General features: G+C 32.8%; 17 protein-coding genes. 9 read left to right on the top strand and 8 right to left on the bottom strand.

The features are described 5' to 3' along the window. The first annotated feature begins 99 nt into the window (after positions 1-99). The 3 genes from VGE71_RS12685 (at position 100) to VGE71_RS12675 (ending at position 3,355) form a co-directional block, all read left to right on the top strand. On the top strand, positions 100-684 hold the full coding sequence (locus tag VGE71_RS12685; RefSeq protein WP_331138662.1) for a porin family protein: 585 nt from the start codon (positions 100-102) through the stop codon (positions 682-684). A 101-nt stretch (positions 685-785) separates the two neighbouring features. Then, on the top strand, positions 786-1,682 hold the full coding sequence (gene xerD / locus VGE71_RS12680; protein ID WP_331138661.1) for a site-specific tyrosine recombinase XerD: 897 nt from the start codon (positions 786-788) through the stop codon (positions 1,680-1,682). Positions 1,683-1,834: 152 nt separating this feature from the next. Beyond that, entirely contained in the window at positions 1,835-3,355 is a 1,521-nt protein-coding gene (locus VGE71_RS12675) for a sensor histidine kinase (RefSeq protein ID WP_331138660.1), read from the top strand. A 67-nt stretch (positions 3,356-3,422) separates the two neighbouring features. Here VGE71_RS12675 and rny read toward each other — a convergent pair whose 3' ends face one another. From rny to VGE71_RS12660, 3 genes are all read right to left on the bottom strand, one after another. Next, on the bottom strand, positions 3,423-4,982 hold the full coding sequence (gene rny, locus VGE71_RS12670; protein ID WP_331138659.1) for a ribonuclease Y: 1,560 nt from the start codon (positions 4,980-4,982) through the stop codon (positions 3,423-3,425). A gap of 210 nt (positions 4,983-5,192) precedes the next feature. Further along, a complete protein-coding gene (locus VGE71_RS12665) occupies positions 5,193-5,486 on the bottom strand; it encodes a cell division protein ZapA (RefSeq protein WP_091497311.1) in 294 nt (97 codons plus the stop codon). Between the two features lie 4 nt (positions 5,487-5,490). Further along, the gene (locus VGE71_RS12660) at positions 5,491-5,781 is read right to left on the bottom strand and encodes a hypothetical protein (protein WP_144218050.1); all 291 of its coding nucleotides are present in this window, start codon (positions 5,779-5,781) and stop codon (positions 5,491-5,493) included. A 180-nt stretch (positions 5,782-5,961) separates the two neighbouring features. On the opposite strand from VGE71_RS12660, the gene VGE71_RS12655 reads away from it, so the two are divergent. The 3 genes from VGE71_RS12655 (at position 5,962) to VGE71_RS12645 (ending at position 10,925) form a co-directional block, all read left to right on the top strand. Next, positions 5,962-7,641, top strand: coding sequence for a M23 family metallopeptidase (locus VGE71_RS12655; protein WP_331138658.1), 1,680 nt, complete (start codon positions 5,962-5,964; stop codon positions 7,639-7,641). An 11-nt stretch (positions 7,642-7,652) separates the two neighbouring features. Continuing rightward, positions 7,653-10,118, top strand: a complete 2,466-nt coding sequence (locus VGE71_RS12650) for a TonB-dependent receptor (RefSeq protein WP_331138657.1) — start codon at positions 7,653-7,655, stop codon at positions 10,116-10,118. An 87-nt stretch (positions 10,119-10,205) separates the two neighbouring features. Next, the gene (locus VGE71_RS12645; protein ID WP_331138656.1) at positions 10,206-10,925 is read left to right on the top strand and encodes a hypothetical protein; all 720 of its coding nucleotides are present in this window, start codon (positions 10,206-10,208) and stop codon (positions 10,923-10,925) included. A 210-nt stretch (positions 10,926-11,135) separates the two neighbouring features. Here the strand turns inward: VGE71_RS12645 and VGE71_RS12640 are convergent, their stop codons facing one another. The 5 genes from VGE71_RS12640 to VGE71_RS12620 form a co-directional block, all read right to left on the bottom strand. Then, on the bottom strand, positions 11,136-11,837 hold the full coding sequence (locus tag VGE71_RS12640) for a DUF2971 domain-containing protein (RefSeq protein WP_331138655.1): 702 nt from the start codon (positions 11,835-11,837) through the stop codon (positions 11,136-11,138). A gap of 126 nt (positions 11,838-11,963) precedes the next feature. Beyond that, a complete protein-coding gene (locus VGE71_RS12635; protein ID WP_331138654.1) occupies positions 11,964-13,793 on the bottom strand; it encodes an ABC transporter ATP-binding protein in 1,830 nt (609 codons plus the stop codon). Between the two features lie 235 nt (positions 13,794-14,028). Further along, complete coding sequence (locus VGE71_RS12630) at positions 14,029-15,756, bottom strand: phospho-sugar mutase (protein ID WP_331138653.1); 1,728 nt, start codon at positions 15,754-15,756, stop codon at positions 14,029-14,031. A gap of 84 nt (positions 15,757-15,840) precedes the next feature. Continuing rightward, a complete protein-coding gene (locus tag VGE71_RS12625) occupies positions 15,841-16,797 on the bottom strand; it encodes a glycosyltransferase family 2 protein (protein WP_331138652.1) in 957 nt (318 codons plus the stop codon). 8 nt (positions 16,798-16,805) lie between these two features. Then, complete coding sequence (locus tag VGE71_RS12620) at positions 16,806-17,336, bottom strand: DUF4199 domain-containing protein (protein WP_331138651.1); 531 nt, start codon at positions 17,334-17,336, stop codon at positions 16,806-16,808. Between the two features lie 249 nt (positions 17,337-17,585). Here VGE71_RS12620 and VGE71_RS12615 point away from each other — a divergent pair, with 249 nt between their 5' ends. The 3 genes from VGE71_RS12615 to VGE71_RS12605 all read left to right on the top strand — a co-directional run. Then, entirely contained in the window at positions 17,586-17,840 is a 255-nt protein-coding gene (locus tag VGE71_RS12615; protein WP_007804523.1) for a type B 50S ribosomal protein L31, read from the top strand. A gap of 161 nt (positions 17,841-18,001) precedes the next feature. Further along, on the top strand, positions 18,002-19,177 hold the full coding sequence (locus VGE71_RS12610) for a GlmU family protein (protein ID WP_331138650.1): 1,176 nt from the start codon (positions 18,002-18,004) through the stop codon (positions 19,175-19,177). A 628-nt stretch (positions 19,178-19,805) separates the two neighbouring features. Next, positions 19,806-21,151 (top strand): ABC-F family ATP-binding cassette domain-containing protein (locus VGE71_RS12605; RefSeq protein WP_331138649.1); only part of this gene is annotated, 1,346 nt, incomplete at its 3' end.

Genomic DNA, 21,151 nt, shown 5'->3' with positions numbered 1-21,151 from the left:
GGTTTTTTTTATGTGATTTTTTTAAATTAAATGTGTATTTGGTAAGTATATTTTTATATTTGGGCAATTAATTTAACCAAGCAAAAAAAGAAATTAAAAATGAAGAAACTTATTTTATCTGCTCTTGTAGTTATGGTATTTGGCTTTGCAAATGCTCAAGGAACTGGGGGGAGATTTGGAATTAAAGGAGGTGTTAATTTTCCAAATAGTTCTAGTGATTTCCATGAAAATGAAACTTTATTAGGGTATCAGGTTGGAATTTTTTCAGAAATTAAAACAGATGAAAAATTTGCTATTCAACCAGAACTTTTCTACTCAACTCATGGGGTGAAAAATAAATTTGAAAGGGATGGTATAGCATATAATAATGACATTAAATTCCGTTATTTGAGTTTACCTATTTTGGCAAAATATTTCGTTGTTCAAGGATTAAGTGTTCAGGCAGGTCCGCAAGTTGGTTTTTTAATGAAGGCTGAAGAAAACGGTATTAATATTACAGATCATGTTAAAACCATCGATGTTGGTTTGAATTTTGGTATCGGCTGTAATTTTCTGGAGGTTTGTTCGGTAGACCTTCGTTATAACTTAGGTTTGTCTAATGCTGTAGATTTTCATGTCGGAGAGGATAATTATAAAATAAAAAATAACTTATTTTCTTTGACTTTAGGATATAAATTAAATTAAAGTATTTAATAATTGTAAAAACCTTTTCTCCTTTAAGAAAGGTTTTTTTTATTTCGTTGTGTAAGACATTTTTATTTCTAAAATTGTTTTACTTTGTAATTATGAATTGGAGCAGATATATTAAAGATTATCAGTCGTATTTGAGGATAGAAAGAGGTTTGTCTAAAAATACGATCGAAAATTATGGCTTTGATATTGAACGGTTGTGCCTTTTCTTAGAAATGAATCAAGTAGATGTTTCTCCAATAAAAATTTCTGATGAAACGATACAGCAGTTTATTTACACTGTTGCAAAAGAAGTAAACCCGAGATCGCAGGCAAGAATTATTTCAGGACTAAAAAGCTTTTTTAATTATCTGGTTTTTGAAGATTACAGAAATGATAATCCGTTAGAATTAATTGAAACTCCAAAAACAGGTCGAAAACTTCCAGATACTTTATCGCTTCAGGAAATTGATAATTTAATTGAAGCGATAGACTTGAGCACCAATGAAGGAGAAAGAAATAGAGCAATGCTCGAAACTTTATACGGTTGCGGACTTCGTGTTTCGGAACTAATTACGCTTAAAATTTCAGATTTATATTTTGATGAAGGTTTTATCAAAATTACAGGTAAAGGAAATAAGGAAAGATTCGTTCCAATTGGATCTTTAACTCAGAAATATATCGACATTTATAAAAATGCTGTCCGCAGTAATCTGACTATCAAAAAAGGTGCAGAAGATACCTTGTTTCTTAATAGAAGAGGAAATCAATTAACAAGAGCTATGATTTTTACTATTATCAAAGATCTTGCTCAAAAAATAAACCTAAAAAAAAGTATAAGCCCCCATACTCTACGACATTCTTTTGCCACACATTTACTAGAAAATGGTGCCGATTTAAGGTCAATTCAATTAATGTTAGGCCACGAATCAATTACAACAACAGAAATTTATGTGCATTTGGATCGCAGTTTCTTAAAAGAAGTGATGCATAGTTTTCATCCGAGGAAATAATTTTTTAAATGTTGCGTTTGTTTTGTTGTAAAAATTTATATATTGTGTTAAAATATTGTTGTAATAAAAACAATAATGGAATAAGTTGTGATTTTTCTCTCTTTTTTAAAGAAAAAAATCTGAAATATTTTATTTACATAAAGAAGTAGTGTATGATTTTTGATTTATATGGAAATGACGATTGCTTGGAGGTAAATAATTTTTATAAAAAATTGTTGGCCGAAATGCCTGACTTACTTTTTCAGTTTACAATTGATCCCGATAATAACTATTCGTTTCCGCTTGTAAGCAAGTCTGCTGATGAGATATTTGAGCTTTCTGCTTCAGATTTTACTAATAATATCAAGCTTATAATTTACGATAGAATTGTTCCGCAGGATCGGGAGTATTTTTTTCAGTCCTTAGTTAAAGCACGTAAAGAGATTACGCCTTGGGATATTGAGTTTAGAGCTGTTCTTCCTAAAAAAGGAATTCGTTGGTTTAAGATTGCTTCAAAAACGGAGTTGACTTTAGAAGATAAGGTCGTTTTTTATGGTCATGTATCTGATATTACCGATTTAAAAGATAAAGAAGAAAAGCTTCGGATATCCGAAGAACGTTTTCAGTTTGCACTCGATGCTTCAACAGCTGGGATTTGGGATTGGGATATGGTGACAAACAGTGTTTTTTATTCGTCTTTGTCTCTTAAAATTCTAGAATTAGAGTCCACTGATATTTTTGACGATCCCGAGCGTTGGGACAAAATTGTGCATCCAGATGATCTTCCAAAATATTACTCGGATATTCAGGAACATTTCGATAATAAGATTCCATACTATGAGAACTATCATCGTGTGATGACTTCTAGTGGAAATTATAAATGGATTCTAGATCGTGGCAAAGTGATTAAACGTGACGAAAACGGAAAACCTTTGCGAGTTATTGGGACCCATACAGATGTTTCTGCACAGAAGGAAAAAGAGTTGGAACTTTTAAAAACGATGAAATTGTACAGCGATCAAAATAGTCGTTTGTTAAATTTCTCGCATATCGTTTCGCATAATTTAAATACACAAGCTGGTAATATAAAATCAATTTTGGATTTTATTGATGCGGATGTAAATAAACAAACAGTTGAAGAGATGCTGGAGCATTTGCGAACAGTTTCAAATGATTTGAATGAAACCATTTCTAATCTTACGCAAATTGTAAAAACGCAGAGTAATATTAATATTGCGGTTGCTCCGTTAATGTTGTGCGAATATATTGAAAAGACCATTTCGACAATTAAAGGTTATGATAAGCAACGTAAGGTTACAATTATAAATAACGTTCCGAAGTATTTGACGATTAATTTTAATCCGGCTTATATGGAGAGCGTTTTATTGAATTTTACAACAAACGCAATTAAATACGCGCATCCAGATAGAGATCCTGTAATTGTTTTTGATTTTGCAATAGAGCCAGAAGGATTTAAATCGTTAAAGATTACAGATAACGGATTAGGAATCGATTTAAAAGTGTACGGAGATTTATTGTTTGGAATGTATAAAACGTTTCATAAACACGAAGAAGCACGAGGGATTGGTTTGTATATTACAAGAAATCAAATAGAAGCCATGAAAGGAACTGTTTTGGTGGAAAGTGAAGTAGGAGTAGGGACAAGCTTTAAAATCGTTTTTAATGATATGTAAAGTTTTAAAATAGTTATAAAAAGAAAGGCTGTCAATTGACAGCCTTTCTTTTTATATAAATCTTTGATTATTTAGCAATGTTTACAGCTCTTGTTTCTCTGATAACTGTAACTTTTACTTGACCAGGATAAGTCATTTCTGTTTGGATTTTTTGTGAAATTTCGAAAGATAAATTTGCAGCATTATCATCTGAAACTTTTTCGCTTTCAACAATCACACGAAGTTCTCTACCAGCCTGAATTGCATAAGCATTTTTAACACCGCTGAATCCGTAAGCTACATCTTCAAGGTCTTTCAAACGTTGGATGTAAGAATCTAATACTTGACGTCTTGCTCCCGGTCTTGCTCCTGAAATCGCATCACAAACTTGAACAATTGGAGATAATAATGATTTCATTTCAATCTCGTCGTGGTGTGCTCCAATAGCGTTGCAAACTTCGTCTTTCTCACCATATTTCTCTGCCCATTGCATACCTAAAAGTGCGTGTGGTAAATCACTTTCAGTGTCTGGCACTTTACCAATATCGTGTAGTAAACCGGCTCTTTTAGCTAGTTTTACGTTTAATCCTAATTCTGCGGCCATGATACCACACAATTTAGAAACCTCTCTTGAGTGTTGTAATAAGTTTTGTCCGTAAGAAGAACGGTATTTCATTCTACCGACTACTTTAATTAATTCAGGGTGTAAACCGTGAATTCCTAAGTCGATTACAGTACGTTTTCCAACCTCGATAATTTCGTCGTCGATTTGTTTAGCAGTTTTAGCAACAACTTCCTCGATTCTTGCTGGGTGAATACGTCCGTCAGTCACTAATTTGTGTAAAGACAAACGAGCGATTTCTCTACGTACAGGATCAAAACAAGAAAGAATGATAGCTTCTGGTGTGTCGTCAACAATGATTTCAACTCCAGTTGCAGCTTCAAGAGCTCTAATGTTACGTCCTTCACGACCAATGATACGTCCTTTTACATCGTCAGACTCAATATTGAAAACAGATACGCAGTTTTCAACCGCTTCTTCAGTTCCAACTCTTTGAATAGTATTGATGATAATTTTTTTAGCTTCTTGCTGTGCAGTTAATTTAGCTTCTTCAATAGTCTCTTGAATGTGAGACATTGCTTTGGTCTTAGCTTCAGCTTTTAAACCTTCTACTAATTGCTCTTTTGCTTCTTCAGCAGAAAGTCCTGAAATTACTTCTAATTGCTGTAATTGACTTTTGTGAAGTTTGTCAACTTCAGCTTGTTTTTTGTCTAGAACCTCAATTTTATTATTGTACTCTGCAGTTTTTGATTCAAAATCTTCGTTTACTTTTTTAGCTTTAGAAAGTTCGTTGGAAACTTGAGATTCTTTATCACGTACACGTTTTTCTACTTCGGCAACTTTTTTGTCTCTTGCCAAAATAACTTGTTCGTGTTCAGATTTAAGTTCAATAAAACGCTCCTTTGCCTGAAGAATTTTATCTTTTTTAATATTTTCTGCTTCTAAATTAGCATCTTTTAAGATTGAAGCTGCTTCTTTTTTAGCATTTTTGATTAGGTTTGAAATATTACTTTTCTCGATAATTTTAGCTATTGCAAATCCTGCTGCAATACCTACAATACCAATAATGATCGTTATGATGTCCATGTTTGTTAGGGTTTATATATAAAAAAAGCCTACATTAATTGCTTGAATAAACTCGTAAAGACAAGTTTTGAGCTAACTCACTGTTCAAGTTTCCCAGCCAAAAGGAGGGCATACTATAGTAGCGACGATTTGCTCATTCTAAATTGTTAGTGTTGAGTTTACCAATTGTGAACTAATGTAGGCAGTATCTTAGTTTCTTGTAAAGAACGTTTAATTTTCGAGATATTGATCTAAAAGCGTGTTTAATCTTTTAATTCTTTCGATAGTCTCTTCTCCATCGATTGCGTTATCAATCTGTTTTTGTTCTACTTGCGAAGCAAATTGCAATGCACACATTGCCAGAACATCTTGTTTGTCACGAACCGCGTAATTTTCTTCGAACTGCTTGATCATAGCATCAATTTTTTTAGAAGCACTTCTAAGTCCTTCTTCCTGAGCTGGTTCAACCGTAAGCGGGTAAACACGGTCAGCAATTGATATTTTAATTTTAAGCTTTCCGTCCATATTACTAATCTGATAATTGCGCTATACAGTAATCGATTTCGCGAATTAATGAATTTATTTTAAGCTTTGTCTCTCTCTTGTTATTGTCGCTGCCAAGCAACGAATTGGCTATCTTAAGTGTTTCATTTTGCTTTTTCAAAGCTTCAATTTCTTCAGATTGTTTCTGGATAATTTGCGCAGCTTTGGATAATTCTAATCGTAATACTTGATTGTTTTTCTCCAAACCTTTTGATTTTTCAAAAAGTTTTTCGACTTTATATTCAAGAGTATCAATTATTTCTGCAATTACACTCATTATACATCCTATTCATTACTTAATCCTACAAAGTTAATATTCCTTTTTATTAATGCAATTTTTTCTCGATTTTTTTGCATTAAAATAGATAAATGTATGTATTTCAATTAATTGTGTTTTTGTGTGTTTTTTCCTGCTTTTATTGCCTTATTTTTGTTTATCTTAGCAAAAATGTTGTTTATGAGATTATATTTACTTGCCCTTCTGATTTGTAATTCTGTACTTGCCCAAACGCAATATCCAAAAGACTATTTTCGCCCGCCACTTGACATTCCGATGCAACTTTCGGGTAATTTCGGGGAGTTAAGACCCAACCATTTTCATGCAGGTTTTGATTTAAAAACAAATCAAAGAGAAGGATTAAGCGTACATGCAATTGCTGACGGATATGTCTCAAGAATTAAAATTTCGACTTTTGGAAATGGAAAGTGTATTTACATAACGCATCCAAATGGATATACTTCTGTTTACGGACATTTGCAAACTCCAGTTGGTCCTATTTTAGATTATGTAAAAGCGACTCATTACAAAGATAAAGCGTATGAAATTGAAATGTTTCCTAAACCAGGTGAGCTTCCGGTGACGAAAGGTGAAATTATCGGACTTTCTGGAAATACAGGTTCGTCAGAAGGACCGCATCTTCATTTTGAAATTCGCGATACTAAAACCGAATTTGTAATTAATCCAATTTTCTTTGGCTTTGACCAAAATATTAAAGATACTAAAAAGCCAACTTTATCAAGTTTATATGTGTATCCTTTGTATAATGCAACGGTAAATCAGTCTAAACAGCCTTTATTGCTGAATATGGCACTGCAGAAAGATGGAACGTATTTAGCTTCAAAAGTAAAGACAAATGGAAGAATTGGTTTCGGAATCAATGCTGTAGATACAGATGATGTTTCATATAACAAAAATGGAGTTTTTAATGTGTCTACTTTTTTAAACGGAAATGAAAATTATAACTATCAGTTTAATACCTATTCTTTTGATGAAATGCGTTATATCAATGCGTTTATCGATTATCCTAGATATAAAAAGACAAGTCAGCGCGTGCAAAAGCTTTTTATGAAAACGCCTTTCGCTTTAAGTATTATTAAAACAGATTCTGTGCGCGGAATTGTTAAGGCAGAACCGAATCTTTCTTCAACTTATAGAATCGAAGTTTCGGATTATTTCGGAAATTTAAGATCAGTTACAGTTCCGATTGAGTTTGATGATGCAACGCCAATTGTTGAAGCTACATCTGCAACTTCTAAATATTTTATCAGATATAATAGAGATTCTAATTTCGAAAAAGACAATATGTCTGTTTTCTTTCCTGCAGGAACTTTCTATGAAGATTTTAATATGAACTTTGATGTCAGAAATAACAAAGTTTTTATTCATGATGATACTGTTCCAGTTCATTCTAATTTCACCATAACGATAAAAGACGATTCTTATCCTGAAAATTTACGAGATAAACTTTATATTGGAAAAGGAACCAGTCATAATGGAACAATTAGAAAAGGAGATGTTTTTACGGCAAAAGCAAAAATATTAGGAGCTTATGGTTTGGTTTTGGATACCATTAAACCAGTAATTAAAATTGCAAAACCAATTGAAGGAAAATGGATTAGCGATCAAAAGAAAATCGATCTGACAATTGGTGATTCTTTATCAGGAATAAAATCTTATAATGGCTATTTGAACGGAAGCTGGGTTTTATTTGAATATGAAAATAAGGCCAGAAGAATTACACATACTTTTGATGCGCAGTATTTGGTTGAGGGTGAAAACTTTTTAAAAGTCGAAGTTGTTGATAATGTAGGAAATACTACTATCTTTGAAACTCGTTTTTTTAGAAGTCAAAAATAAAACCCCAACTTTTGAATAATAACAGGTTTATATTCGCTTTTCTTTTTCTATTCTTTAGCTGTATTTCATTAGCTCAGACTGCCCGTATTAAAGGAGTAATTTTAGATACAGATAAGCATCCCGTACCGAATGTGAATATTTCTTCGCAGGGAACTTTGGTGCAATCGGATGCTAAAGGTTTTTTTGAAATTACTGTTCCATCAAATAAAAAGATTTCTTTGGTATTTACCCATGTGTCTTTAAAAATGGTCAGTTTAACGGTTAGTTTAAAGACAAATGAAGTTTTTGTTTTTAATCCGATTATGAATAATTCGGAAGAACAGATGGGAGAGGTTTTTGTTTCTTCTGGAAATCGAAAGCGAGTTCAAGGAATTGCGACAATTGATGCTGCTACTATAAAAAAGATTCCGGGCGCTAATGCAGGAATTGAAAATGTTCTAAAAACACTTCCCGGAGTAAATTCAAATAACGAACTAAGTTCGCAGTACATGGTTCGAGGCGGTAATTATGACGAAAATCTGGTTTATGTAAATGAGGTTGAGGTATATCGTCCGTTTCTAATTCGTTCTGGGCAGCAGGAAGGTTTGAGTTTTACGAATACCGATTTGGTGCAGAATGTTGAATTTTCGGCAGGAGGATTTCAAGCCAAATTTGGAGATAAATTGTCTTCTGTTTTAGATATTACGTATAGAAAACCAACTCAATTTGGTGCTTCTTTTGAAGCGAGTTTTTTGGGAGGAAGCGCTTCTGTAGATTTGGTTTCTAAAAATAAAAAATGGTCAGCCGTAACAGGAGTTCGTTATAGAAACAATAGTTTGCTGGTCAATAGTCAGGATACGCAAACTAATTATACACCAACTTTTGCCGATGTTCAGACTAATATTAATTATGATATTTCTGAAAAATGGCAAATGAGTTTTTTAGGAAATATTTCTCAGAACAAATATTTGTATCAGCCTTTAACGCGCGAAACTAAATTTGGAACAATTGATCAGCCAATGGCTTTGGCAGTTTATTATCAAGGTCAGGAAAAAGATCAATACGATACGTATTTTGGAGCTTTAAAAACTACTTATAAAGCTTCTCCTTCTTTGACTTTAAAATTAATCGGATCTTTATTTCACACAACAGAAAAAGAACATTTTGATATTTTAGCCCAATATCGATTAGGAAATGTTGATCCTGAAAATCCAACAGATCCCTCTACAATTGATTTTACACGTGGAATAGGTTCTCAATTAAATCACGCTAGAAATGATTTAGATGCTTTAATTGCGAATATTGAATTGAAAGGAACTAAAGACTGGAAAGAAAGTCAGTTGGAATTTGGTTTAAAATATACTAGAGAATCTATTCGTGACAGACTGGTAGAATGGGAGATGATTGATTCTGCAGGGTTTTCAATAAATCCTCCAATCATTACGCTTCCCAAAAACAATCAGCCTTATTCGCCTTATACTGGACCACTTTTGCCTTATCAGGATATTCGTGCCACGAATTTTAATACTATAAATAGATTTTCGGGTTATGCACAATGGAACAAACAATCTGATATTGGTTCCAGTAGAATTTGGTACCATTTAGGAGCTCGTTTTCAGAGCTGGAATGTTTCAGGTGCTTCAGAAGAAGGGAAAAATCAATTTGTGGTAAGTCCAAGAGCGCAGTTTGCTATAAAACCAGATTGGGATACCGATATGGTATTCAGGATTTCCGGAGGATTGTATCATCAGCCGCCATTTTACAGAGAGCTTCGTGATTTGGACGGAGTTGTAAATCCGAATGTAAAAGCTCAGGAAGCAGTCCATGTCGTTTTGAGTAACGATTACAATTTTAAAATGTGGAATCGTCCATTTAAATGGGTAACAGAGCTTTATTATAAATCCCTTTCAGATGTAAATGTCTATTCTATAGATAATGTCCGCATTCGTTACGTTGCTAATAATAATGCAAAAGCGTATGCTCAAGGTTTAGATTTTAGATTAAACGGAGAATTTGTGCCAGGAACAGAATCTTGGGTGAGTTTTGGATATATGAAAACAGAAGAAAACTACGAAAACAAAGGTTATATCGCCCGTCCGACAGATCAGCGATTGAAATTTGCGATGTTGTTTCAAGATTATATGCCAAATATTCCAAGTGTAAAAGTGTATTTAAATTTGGTATATAACACAGGATTGCCAGGAGGTGCGCCAGCATATTCAGATCCGTATTTGTATCAAAATAGATTGAATGATTATAGAAGAGCGGATATTGGTTTTGCAAAAGTTTTTGTTGATAGCAGTACGCAAAACACCAAAAAAGGCTGGTTGAAAAACTTTAAAGAATTGGCTGTAGGCTTAGAAATCTTCAATCTTTTCAATAATCAAAACGCTATTACAAATACTTGGGTTCGTGATGTATATTCTAAAAATCAATATGCGATTCCAAATTATATGACTTCGAGGGTTTTTAACGTTAAGATTAATGCGAGGTTATAAAACCTTTTCAATAGTTTAGTAAAATTCAATAAAAACAAATATTACAATCAAAAATAGTATATTTGATAATCGTATATAATCTTGTAGATGAAAAAGTATTTTAAATATATCGCCTTAATAATCATCGGGACTGCAATAAGCTGTCGCGAAGAAGTTCAAAAACCAAAAGTAAGTTACGCAGCTTCAAATAAAGTAAGTATAGCCAAAACTGATACAACTCAAATCGAAATCGCTGATCTTCCGATCCAGATGGAAGGGACTAACTATCTAATTCATCCTGTTGGAGATTTAAGGGTTTTTGAAAGAGGTTCTAAAGCTCGTTATGGATCGTCTAGTGTAAATGATGTGAGTTTTACGATTTCTAATTTAGGTGAATATGAAATTACAGGTTATTTACAGAATTTGAAATTTCAAAAAATAGATTCAGACTCTATTCGTCCTTTGTCGGATAAACCAATTTTGATTTTAACGGCAACTTATTTAAAAACGGTAGCAGACAAAACGCATAACAATGTTATGGTTTACACCCTTACAGATTCTGATACTAATAAAGACGGAAAAATCGATACCAGCGATATTAAAACTTTGTACTTAAGCGATATCAGTGGAGAAAATTTTACCAAAGTTTCTGCTGACTTAGAAGAATTGGTAGATTGGAGTTTAATTGAATCTAAAAACCGTTTGTATTTTAGAACCATTGAAGATACCAACCAAAACGGTCAGTTTGATAAAAACGATGTTTTGCATTATAATTATATAGATCTGACCGCCAAAAAGTGGGAGGTTAAAGCTTATAAACCTATTTAAAGTTGCTAAGGTGCTGAGGAGCTAAGCTTCTAAGGTTTTGCTACAGATTTAAAGGATTGAAAAAAAAACTTTTATAAAAAAAAAGCGTTTAGAAATTAAAAAAATCTAAACGCTTTTTCGTTTTTTTTATCTCAATTTAGATAATCTTTTTAATCCTTAAATCTGTGGCAAAAAAACCTCAGAACCTTAGTCTCTTAGTGCCTTAGTATCTTAAATCAAAATATCGCTTTCCAAATCAGATTTTTCGATTTCAAAACCAAAATCTAGGCGTTCAACCAATTCGATTACTAGTTTTTTATACCAGTTTTCTGATTTAGGATGAATGTAAATCTTTTCAATTAGTTGATTAATATCTACATTGATTTTTAAGCCGTCATTTAATTTGATGTCGCTTTTAGAAGTGTCTGTAATAATGCGGACTTCACGTTCGTATTGGAAACTTTTTCGTTTAAATAAAAAGGGGAAAAACAAATCATCAAACGGAATATATTCTTTTTTGTAATCGATGTAATTCACTTCGCCAATGTATTGATCAAAGTTGTTTTCGGGTTTTAATGCTTTCTGCAATCTTCCAATTGTGGATTGAATGGCTAATCCTTCACTGTTTTGTGTGAAAATCTGCCACATCGCAAAAGATTCATATTCGTTGATATGCCAGCTGCTTATGGCAACTTGTTCCCGTTGCGTTTTGTAGTATTTCAAAAAGTCAGGATTGTCAATTGCCAGCTTTTTTATCTCTTCGTAAGTTGGTTCGCTGAAAGTGCCTTCGTATTGATCTTCAAACTTGTCAGAGCGTGACATGAATAATTTCTTGGAAAGCAATAAATCAAGAAATTTAGATAAGTCTAAGTATTTCCAAACAACAGTGTCAGGATTTTCAGGGAGTGTAATGTTGGGGTTGTTAAGATACATTTTCGTGAGATTAAATGATTTATTCTTTAACCAACCTAAAGTTATAAAAATAAACACAGATTAAAGAAATTAAACTCAGTTTTAATATTTCCTTAATCTGTGCCAATTATTTGGGTTTGGATGTGTTTACGATTCGAAAGACTGCATCGTTACCAATTTGTTATAAGTTCCGTTCAGAGCAATTAACTCTTCGTGCGTCCCTTGTTCAACGATTTTTCCTTTTTGCATTACCACAATCACATCTGCTTTTTGGATAGTAGAAAGACGGTGAGCAATTACGATGGAAGTTCTGTTTTGCATCATATTTTCTAAAGCAAGCTGAACAAATTTTTCACTTTCTGTGTCTAATGCTGAAGTTGCTTCATCCAGAATCATAATCGGCGGATTTTTCAATACAGCACGGGCGATAGATAAACGTTGTTTTTGTCCGCCAGAAAGTTTGTTTCCGCTGTCTCCAATATTGGTGTAAATTCCAGAAGGTAGATCTTTTACAAACTCGTAAGCATTAGCGATTTTCAAAGCTTCGATAATTTCGTCGTCTGTAGCATCCAGTTTTCCTAATGCAATATTCGCTTTTATGGTGTCATTGAATAAAATACTGTCCTGTGTAACCAATCCCATCAAGCTACGAAGAGATTGTAGATTCATATCTTTAATGTTGGTTCCATCAATAGAAATCGATCCGTCATTCACATCGTAAAAACGAGTTAATAAATTGGCAATCGTACTTTTTCCACTTCCAGATTGTCCAACAAGAGCGACAGTTTGTCCTTTTTTAATTCGAAGAGAAAAGTCTTTTAAAACAGTTTCTTCTTCGTACTTAAAGTTTACATTTTGAACATTGATGTTGTCATCAAAAGTTGTTTTGTCAACTGCATTTTCTTTTGATACAATGGGATTTTCCTGTTCTAAAATTTCAAGAACACGTTCTGCTGCTGCATTTCCTCTTTTTACTCCGTAAGAAGCTTTAGAAATAGCTTTTGCAGGAGTCAAAATGTTGTATGCTAATCCCATATAAGCAATAAAAGCAGCGCCTTCTAGAGTTTTGTCAATTAAAACCATTTGACCTCCGTACCATAACAAAATAGCGATTACGGTAATTCCCATAAATTCGCTGGCAGGAGAAGCTAAGTTTTGACGATTTCCAATGCTGTTGGATAAACTGAAAAATCGTTCTGTAGAATTTTGAAAAACAGTATTGAAATAATTTTCAGAATTATAACCTTTTACTACTTTCAATCCTCCGATTGTTTCTTCAATTGTAGAAAGAAATTTTCCTTGTTCTTCCTGAGCTTTAGTAGATTGTTTTTTAAGTTGTTTTCCAATCAATGAAATGATATATCCTGAAACCGGAATAAAAATGAAAACAAATAAAGTTAGTTTAGCGCTAATGATCAACATTGTGCTTATCGTAAAAATAATAGTTAAAGGTTCTTTTACAATAAGTTCAAGAATAGCTAAAAATGAAGTCTGAACCTCGTTTACGTCTGCGGAAATTCTTGAAATTACGTCTCCTTTTCTTTTTTCAGAATAAAATGCCAAAGGAAGTTCCAATGTCTTTTTGTATAATGCATTACGCATGTCTTTTAAAACTCCGTTTCGTAAAAAGTTGATGAAAAACATAGCGAGATAATCAGCTAAGTTTTTTAGTAAGAAAATCGAAATTATTATGGTAACCATAACACCTAAAACAAAACCAGGTTCATGTGTTTGTTTTGACGTAGTAATGTAGTAGCTTAAATAATTTTCCCCATATTGCTTAATTTCGAAAATGCCTGTGTAAACTGGTTTGGTTGTCACTGTTTTTGCTTTGTCAAATAAAACCTGGAGCATTGGAATTAAAGCAACAAACGAAAGTGTGCTGAAAAGTGCATACAAAACATTGAAAAAGATGTTTAGAAATGCGTATTTTTTATAAGGGTATATAAAAGGAACTATTTTTTTGAAATTACTCATTTATTTTTTGATATTGTTTTCTTTTGATGTGATAGCTCTTCTTGGTATTGAATCATTTTGAGCACGCAATTTTTACTGCACAAAATTAATCCAATTAAGGTGTTTTCAATTCCTTTTTAGTTTTTTTTATAAAAAAAACTCTGACTTGCATTTCAAGAATGTAAATCAGAGTTTGTTATAATTGATTTTTTCAATTGTTACACAGTATTTGTGCAATTGAAAATGTATTGAAAATCTATTTCAATTGCATGTCTGCAATAATATTTTCTATTTTTTGATCTAAGAATTTTTCTGCGTCATCAAAATCTAAAACTGATTCGATTTCAGCATTTACGCTGATATAGAATTTAATTTTAGGTTCTGTTCCACTTGGTCTCGCACAGATTTTCGAACCGTCTTCTGTGTAATAAATTAATACATTAGATTTTGGCATATCAATCGGCGATTCTTCATTTGTCAATAAATTCAAAGCTGTAGACGATTGATAATCTTCAACCATAACTACTCTTTGTCCATTGATTTCTTTCAAAGGATTTTGACGTAAATTAACCATCATCTGATTGATTTCTTCTAATCCTTCCATTCCTTTTTTAGTTAAAGAAACTAAGAATTCTTTATAGAAACCATTTTCAACATAAAGTTGTAAAAGTTCTTTGTAAACTGAGCTTCCAGCTGCTTTTGCTTGAGCTGCAACTTCACATATTAATAAGGTAGCCGCAACAGCATCTTTGTCTCTAACAGCGTCGCCAACCATAAAACCGAAACTTTCTTCGCCACCTCCGATAAATTCAAGTTCAGGAAAATCTACGATCATTTTTGCGATCCATTTGAAACCGGTTAAACCAACTTTACATTCAACGCCATAGCTAGTAGCTAATTCCATCATCATTGGAGTCGAAACGATAGTTGAGCCTACGAATTGTTTTCCGTTAAGTTTACCAGCTTTTTTCCATTGTTTCAATAAGAAAGAAGTCATTAAAACCATCGTTTGGTTTCCGTTTAGTAAAATCATTTTACCATCGTTATTGCGAACAGCAACACCTAAACGATCACAATCAGGATCTGTTCCAACTACAATGTCAGAATTAGTTTTGTCAGCTAAAGCTAAAGCCATAGTTAAAGCTTCAGGTTCTTCTGGATTTGGAGATTTTACTGTTGGGAAATCTCCATCTGGAATTGCCTGTTCAGGAACGATATGAACATTCTTATAACCTGCTTGAGCTAAAACGTCTGGAATAGATTTTATAGAAGTTCCATGCAATGAAGTGAAAACAATATGAAGATTGTCTTTTGCTTCTGCTGGAGTATTAAAACTTGCGTTTTCGATTGATGAATTTATAAAGGCTTTGTCAATTTCTGTATCAATATACTGAATCAAACTTTCGTTAGCATTGAACTTAATTTTATCATAAGTTAAGTTTTCAATTACATTGACAATTGCTTTGTCTTGTGGAGGAACAATTTGTCCGCCATCTTGCCAGTATACTTTGTATCCGTTATATTCTGGCGGATTGTGTGAAGCTGTTAAAACAATTCCACATTGGCATTTTAAATATTTAAGTGCAAAAGATAATTCTGGAGTAGGTCTTAGGTCAGAAAACAAATAAACCTGAATTCCGTTAGCAGAGAAAACGTCTGCAACTACTTTTGCTAATGTGTTACTATTGTGGCGACAATCGTAAGCAATAGCAACTTTTAGGGTTTCGTTAGGGAAAACTTCATGTAAATAATCAGATAATCCCTGAGTGTTTTTTCCAAGTGTATATTTGTTGATTCTGTTATTTCCAACGCCCATTACACCTCTCATACCTCCGGTTCCAAATTCTAGGTTTTTATAAAAACTTTCTTCAAGTTCTTTTGGAGAAGTGGTCATTAATTCTTTAACTGCAGCCTGTGTTTCCTGATCGAAAGTAGGTGTCAGCCATTCGTTTACAGCGCTTAAAATATTAGGTGCTATGTTCATGTTTACTGTTTTTATGTTTTGATAAAGATAGTTTTTCAAGAAAGTTTAACTTGACTCAAAAAGATTTTTTTTTCCTGATTTGTGTCAAAAATTCACTTCACGTGCTACTTTGTATCGTTCTTCGTTATTTTTGGTTCTTAAAATAATTTCACCTAAAAATCCAGCCAAGAAAAGCTGCGTTCCCAAAATCATTGTGGTCAATGCTATGTAGAACCAAGGGTTGTTTGTAACCAAAGAATATTTCATTCCGTTATACATATGGTATAGTTTTGAAACACCAATGTATCCTGCAGATAAAAATCCAATGATGAACATGATTGAGCCAATTGCTCCAAAAAGGTGCATAGGTCTTTTTCCAAAACGGGATAAAAACCAGATGGTAATTAAATCAAGAAATCCATTGATAAAACGCTCCATTCCGAATTTAGTCTCTCCATATTTTCTAGCTTGGTGAATAACCACTTTTTCGCCAATTTTTCCAAAACCAGCATTTTTAGCTAAAACAGGAATATAACGGTGCATCTCACCAGAAACTTCAATGTTTTTTACCACAACATTTTTGTAGGCTTTTAATCCGCAGTTAAAATCGTTTAACTCAACTCCAGAAGTTTTTCTTGCAGCCCAGTTAAATAATTTAGAAGGAAGATTTTTTGCTACAACAGAATCGTAACGTTTCTTTTTCCAGCCCGAAACTAAATCGTATTTCTGAGCCGTAATCATTTCGTATAATTCTGGAATTTCATCAGGGCTGTCTTGCAAATCGGCGTCCATTGTAATAATAACGTCGCCTTTTGCTTTTGCAAAACCAGCATGCAAGGCCTGAGATTTTCCAAAGTTTTTCATGAAACGAATGCCTTTTACATTCGGATTTTCATTAGAAAAACCTTCAATAATCTGCCAGGAATTATCTGTACTACCATCATCTACAAAAATGATTTCATAAGAGTAATTATTAGATTGCATCACTTTAATGATCCAGGTATAGAGTTCTTGAAGTGATTCCTCCTCGTTTAGAAGCGGTATAAGTATAGATAAATTCATTTATATATTTATTCTTGTGTAGATTTGCTTTTAAAAAATGCAGCTAGAATTAATCCTAATATAGAATAACCAACAATACTAAAAGCCAAAGCTTTAATTTGTTCTATTGTTGAAAAAGGATTGTTTTCTCTCATTTTAGTTAATGCTTCGTTTATTGCAGAAGCCGGTGTTCCAAATTTTTGTAATGTTTCGGCCATATATTTAACCAGTAATTCACTTAAAGTGTTTTTTGCTTCTGGGTCAATTACATTAAATAATAAAATGCTAAACAGTGAAGAAATTGCAAGAGCAATTATGGTAGTTATAAAAAAGGTTGTAAAGGCATCTTTGAAAGAGAAAAAGCCATTAATATCTTTTCTTGTTTTGGTTAGTAAAACGATTCCGATTACTAAATAAATAACAAAAGTAAGACCGCCAATCCAGCCTGAAACAAATAATTTAAGATCTATAGCATACATAGTTGCTGTAATCAATGAAAGAATAACTCCTAAAGCGATTCCATAAGTAATTCCATTCTTTTTTATAACTTCATTAATCATATTTCTATAGGTTTTAAAATTAATCCACAAATATAGTAATTCCCAATATAATCGGAGATAAAAAAAGCTTTTCGAAATAAACTAAAAAAAAGTGAGCTAAGTATTTGTTTATTAAAAAAGAATTGTAAATTTGCACACTCAAAAATAATTAAATTTTTAAACAAAAAAGAGTAGTATTGTTTACACCTTTTCAAAATCAAGGAAAAGCTTCAAAATAAAAATACTCTAAAACAATAAATAAAAGAAAAGATGAAAAAAGGAGTTCACCCAGAAAATTACAGATTAGTTGCATTTAAAGACATGTCTAATGATGACGTTTTTATCACTAAATCTACTGCAGATACAAAAGAAACAATTGAAGTTGACGGAGTTGAGTATCCAGTTGTAAAAATGGAGATTTCTAGAACATCTCACCCTTTTTATACTGGTAAATCTAAACTTATCGATACTGCAGGACGTATTGATAAATTCAAAACTAAATACGCTAAACACGCTAAAAAATAATAGCTGTTTTAAATTATACAAAAGCCTTCCAATCTTTGGAAGGCTTTTTTTATGCGTTAAATATTACTTTTCGTTAAACTGCTTTTTAATGAAACCAGTAAAATATTTGTAACTTTGGGGCAGGTAACCAAATCAATATTTTAACAAACACTCAATTATTTATGAACTACATTCTTTTCGACGGCCCCGTTCGGAATGCTTTATTACCCTTTACTTTTACAAGGCCAGTAGCCGATATTTTGGTTGGAATTATGACGATTCGGCAGAAATGGGAAAAACGTCTAGGATCTACGATTACAACTATAACCGAAGAATATTTGTCTGAAAAATTTCCGATGGTTGAAATGGAAGAAAACGTAATGATCAATGCGGCGTATTTACCAAATGATACGCTGGCAGAGATGGTTTCTAATTTATCCGAAAATCAGGCCATATTTAAAGGTGAAGATGTGATTGCATTTTTTGCAAGCGAAAATCAGGAGGAAGTCGATTTTGATTTTTATGAAATTATTCAGTACAATGATGACTGTATAACGATAGAGCATACTTGGGATATTTTCTCTAAAAATGATGCTGCAATTCGTCAGGATTTTAATTACTTGACTGAAGATCGAAAATCACAACCCATTCCAAAAAGTGTAAACGTAATTGCTCCTGAAAATATATTTATTGAAGAAGGTGCAAAATTAGAGTTTGTAACTTTAAATGCTTCAAACGGGCCTATATATATAGGTAAGAATGCCGAGATTATGGAAGGAACCGTAATTCGAGGACCTTTTGCATTATGTGAAAATGCAATGGTAAAAATGTCGGCTAAGGTTTACGGTGCAACAACGGTTGGGCCAGGATCTAGAATAGGTGGAGAAGTTAAAAACTCTGTTCTTTTTGCGAATTCAAATAAAGGACACGAAGGATTTTTAGGCGATTCTGTTTTAGGTGAATGGTGTAATATTGGGGCTGATTCAAATAATTCAAACCTTAAAAACAATTACGAAGAAGTGAAATTATGGAGCTACGAAACAGAAGGTTTTGCTAAAACTGGACTTCAGTTTTGTGGTTTAATGATGGGAGATCACAGTAAATGCGGAATCAATACGATGTTTAATACCGGAACTGTTGTTGGTGTAAGTGCCAATATTTTTGGATCAGGTTTTCCTCGTAATTTTGTGCCAAGTTTTTCATGGGGAGGTGCAGCTGGATTTACAACTTATGTGACTAAAAAAGCTTTTGAAACAGCACGTTTGGTTTTGTCAAGAAGAAATATCGATTTTGATGCAACTGAACAGGCTATTTTAGAACATGTTTTCGAAGAAACCAAAAAGTGGAGAAAAGACTAAAAATATAATTAGTCAATTTGAAAATTAAATAATTATAGTAAACCCGACAAGCTTTTAAAACCTGTCGGGTTTTGTTTTTCTGCCACAGATTTTAAGATTAAAAAGGATTTTTCTTTTAAAAAAATAATCAGTGAGAATCCTATAACCTGTGGCTAAAATTTTCACGTAGTAAACCCGACAGGTTTTAAAAACCTGTCGGGTTTTATTTTTTGTCCGTCACAGATTATAGGATTAAAAAGGATTTTTCTTAAAAAATAATCAGTGAGAATCCCGTAATCTGTGGCTAATATTTTCGCATAGTAAACCCGACAGGTTTAAAAAACCTGTCGGGTTTTGTTTTTTTCTGCCACAGATTTTAAGATTAAAAAGGATTTTTCTTAAAAAATAATCATTGAGAATCCTGTAATCTGTGGCTAAGATTTCGCGTAGTAAATTAGATAGGTTTTTAAAATCTGTCGGGTTTTGTTTTGAATATAAAATTGAAAAGGGATAATTATCTAATTATCAAATTGACAGATTATCTAATTATTTAAATTGCCTAATTATCTAATTAATCTATCTTTGCACCACGAAAAAAAAGGCTGATCAAATAAATGATTAACCGATTCAACAAATTCACAGAAAACAAATGATTACAGTTAACGATATTTCGGTTCAGTTTGGTGGAACTACACTTTTTAGCGATGTTTCTTTTGCTATTAATGAAAATGATAAAATTGCCCTTATGGGTAAAAATGGTGCGGGAAAATCTACACTTTTAAAAATAATTGCTGGTGTAAACAAACCTTCAACTGGAAGTATTTCTGCTCCAAAAGAAGCTGTTGTTGCTTATTTGCCACAGCATTTGCTTACAGAAGATGGAGCGACTGTAATGGAAGAAGCTTCAAAAGCATTCAGTGAAATTTTTAAAATGAAATCTGAAATAGACGAAATCAATGAGCAATTGACGGTTCGTACAGATTATGAAAGTGACGAATACATGAAATTAATCGAAAGAGTTTCTGACTTAAGCGAAAAATTTTATGCAATTGAAGAAGTAAATTATGAAGCTGAGGTAGAAAAGATTCTAGTTGGTTTAGGTTTTGAACGTGAAGATTTTACACGTCAGACTTCTGAATTTTCTGGCGGATGGAGAATGCGTATCGAATTGGCTAAGATTTTGTTGAGAAAACCAGATTTGATTTTACTGGATGAGCCAACCAACCACATGGATATCGAAAGTATTCAATGGTTAGAAGATTTCTTGTTGAATCAGGCAAAAGCAGTTGTGGTAATCTCTCACGATAGAGCATTTGTAGATAATATTACAAATCGTACTATCGAAGTTACAATGGGTAGAATTTACGATTATAAAGCAAAATATACGCATTATTTAGAATTAAGAAAAGATCGTAGAATTCACCAGCAAAAAGCTTATGATGAGCAACAAAAAATGATTGCTGAAAACCGTGCTTTTATTGAGCGTTTCAAAGGGACTTTCTCTAAAACGGATGCTGTTCAATCTCGTGTGAAAATGTTGGAAAAATTAGAAATTGTTCAAGTTGATGAAGTAGATACGTCTGCACTTCGTTTGAAATTCCCGCCAGCAGCACGTTCTGGACAATATCCTGTTATTGTAAAAGAAATGTCTAAAGCTTACGGAGATCATGTAGTTTTTAAAGATGCAAACATCGTAATCGAACGTGGGCAAAAAGTGGCTTTTGTTGGGAAAAATGGTGAAGGAAAATCGACTATGATTAAAGCGATTATGAAAGAAATCGGTGTTGACTCAGGAAGTGTTGAAATTGGCCATAATGCACAAATCGGATATTTTGCTCAAAATCAAGCGGCACTTTTAGATGAAAATGCAACTATTTTCGAAACAATTGATAGTATTGCTGTTGGAGACATCAGAACGCAGATTAAAAATATCTTAGGGGCTTTTATGTTCCAAGGTGATGATATTACTAAAAAAGTAAAAGTATTATCTGGAGG

The organism is Flavobacterium sp., from assembly GCF_036405015.1.
Classification (GTDB): Bacteria; Bacteroidota; Bacteroidia; order Flavobacteriales; family Flavobacteriaceae; genus Flavobacterium.
This window is presented reverse-complemented; position numbering and strand designations above follow the sequence as displayed.

Excerpts from the sequence above, each read along its gene's own strand:
- VGE71_RS12685 (WP_331138662.1), top strand. The coding sequence starts at position 100 with ATGAAGAAACTTATTTTATCTGCTCTTGTAGTTATGGTATTTGGCTTT.
- xerD (WP_331138661.1), top strand. The coding sequence starts at position 786 with ATGAATTGGAGCAGATATATTAAAGATTATCAGTCGTATTTGAGGATA.
- VGE71_RS12675 (WP_331138660.1), top strand. The coding sequence starts at position 1,835 with ATGATTTTTGATTTATATGGAAATGACGATTGCTTGGAGGTAAATAAT.
- rny (WP_331138659.1), bottom strand. The coding sequence starts at position 4,982 with ATGGACATCATAACGATCATTATTGGTATTGTAGGTATTGCAGCAGGA.
- VGE71_RS12665 (WP_091497311.1), bottom strand. The coding sequence starts at position 5,486 with ATGGACGGAAAGCTTAAAATTAAAATATCAATTGCTGACCGTGTTTAC.
- VGE71_RS12660 (WP_144218050.1), bottom strand. The coding sequence starts at position 5,781 with ATGAGTGTAATTGCAGAAATAATTGATACTCTTGAATATAAAGTCGAA.
- VGE71_RS12655 (WP_331138658.1), top strand. The coding sequence starts at position 5,962 with ATGAGATTATATTTACTTGCCCTTCTGATTTGTAATTCTGTACTTGCC.
- VGE71_RS12645 (WP_331138656.1), top strand. The coding sequence starts at position 10,206 with ATGAAAAAGTATTTTAAATATATCGCCTTAATAATCATCGGGACTGCA.
- VGE71_RS12640 (WP_331138655.1), bottom strand. The coding sequence starts at position 11,837 with ATGTATCTTAACAACCCCAACATTACACTCCCTGAAAATCCTGACACT.
- VGE71_RS12635 (WP_331138654.1), bottom strand. The coding sequence starts at position 13,793 with ATGAGTAATTTCAAAAAAATAGTTCCTTTTATATACCCTTATAAAAAA.
- VGE71_RS12630 (WP_331138653.1), bottom strand. The coding sequence starts at position 15,756 with ATGAACATAGCACCTAATATTTTAAGCGCTGTAAACGAATGGCTGACA.
- VGE71_RS12625 (WP_331138652.1), bottom strand. The coding sequence starts at position 16,797 with ATGAATTTATCTATACTTATACCGCTTCTAAACGAGGAGGAATCACTT.
- VGE71_RS12620 (WP_331138651.1), bottom strand. The coding sequence starts at position 17,336 with ATGATTAATGAAGTTATAAAAAAGAATGGAATTACTTATGGAATCGCT.
- VGE71_RS12615 (WP_007804523.1), top strand. The coding sequence starts at position 17,586 with ATGAAAAAAGGAGTTCACCCAGAAAATTACAGATTAGTTGCATTTAAA.
- VGE71_RS12610 (WP_331138650.1), top strand. The coding sequence starts at position 18,002 with ATGAACTACATTCTTTTCGACGGCCCCGTTCGGAATGCTTTATTACCC.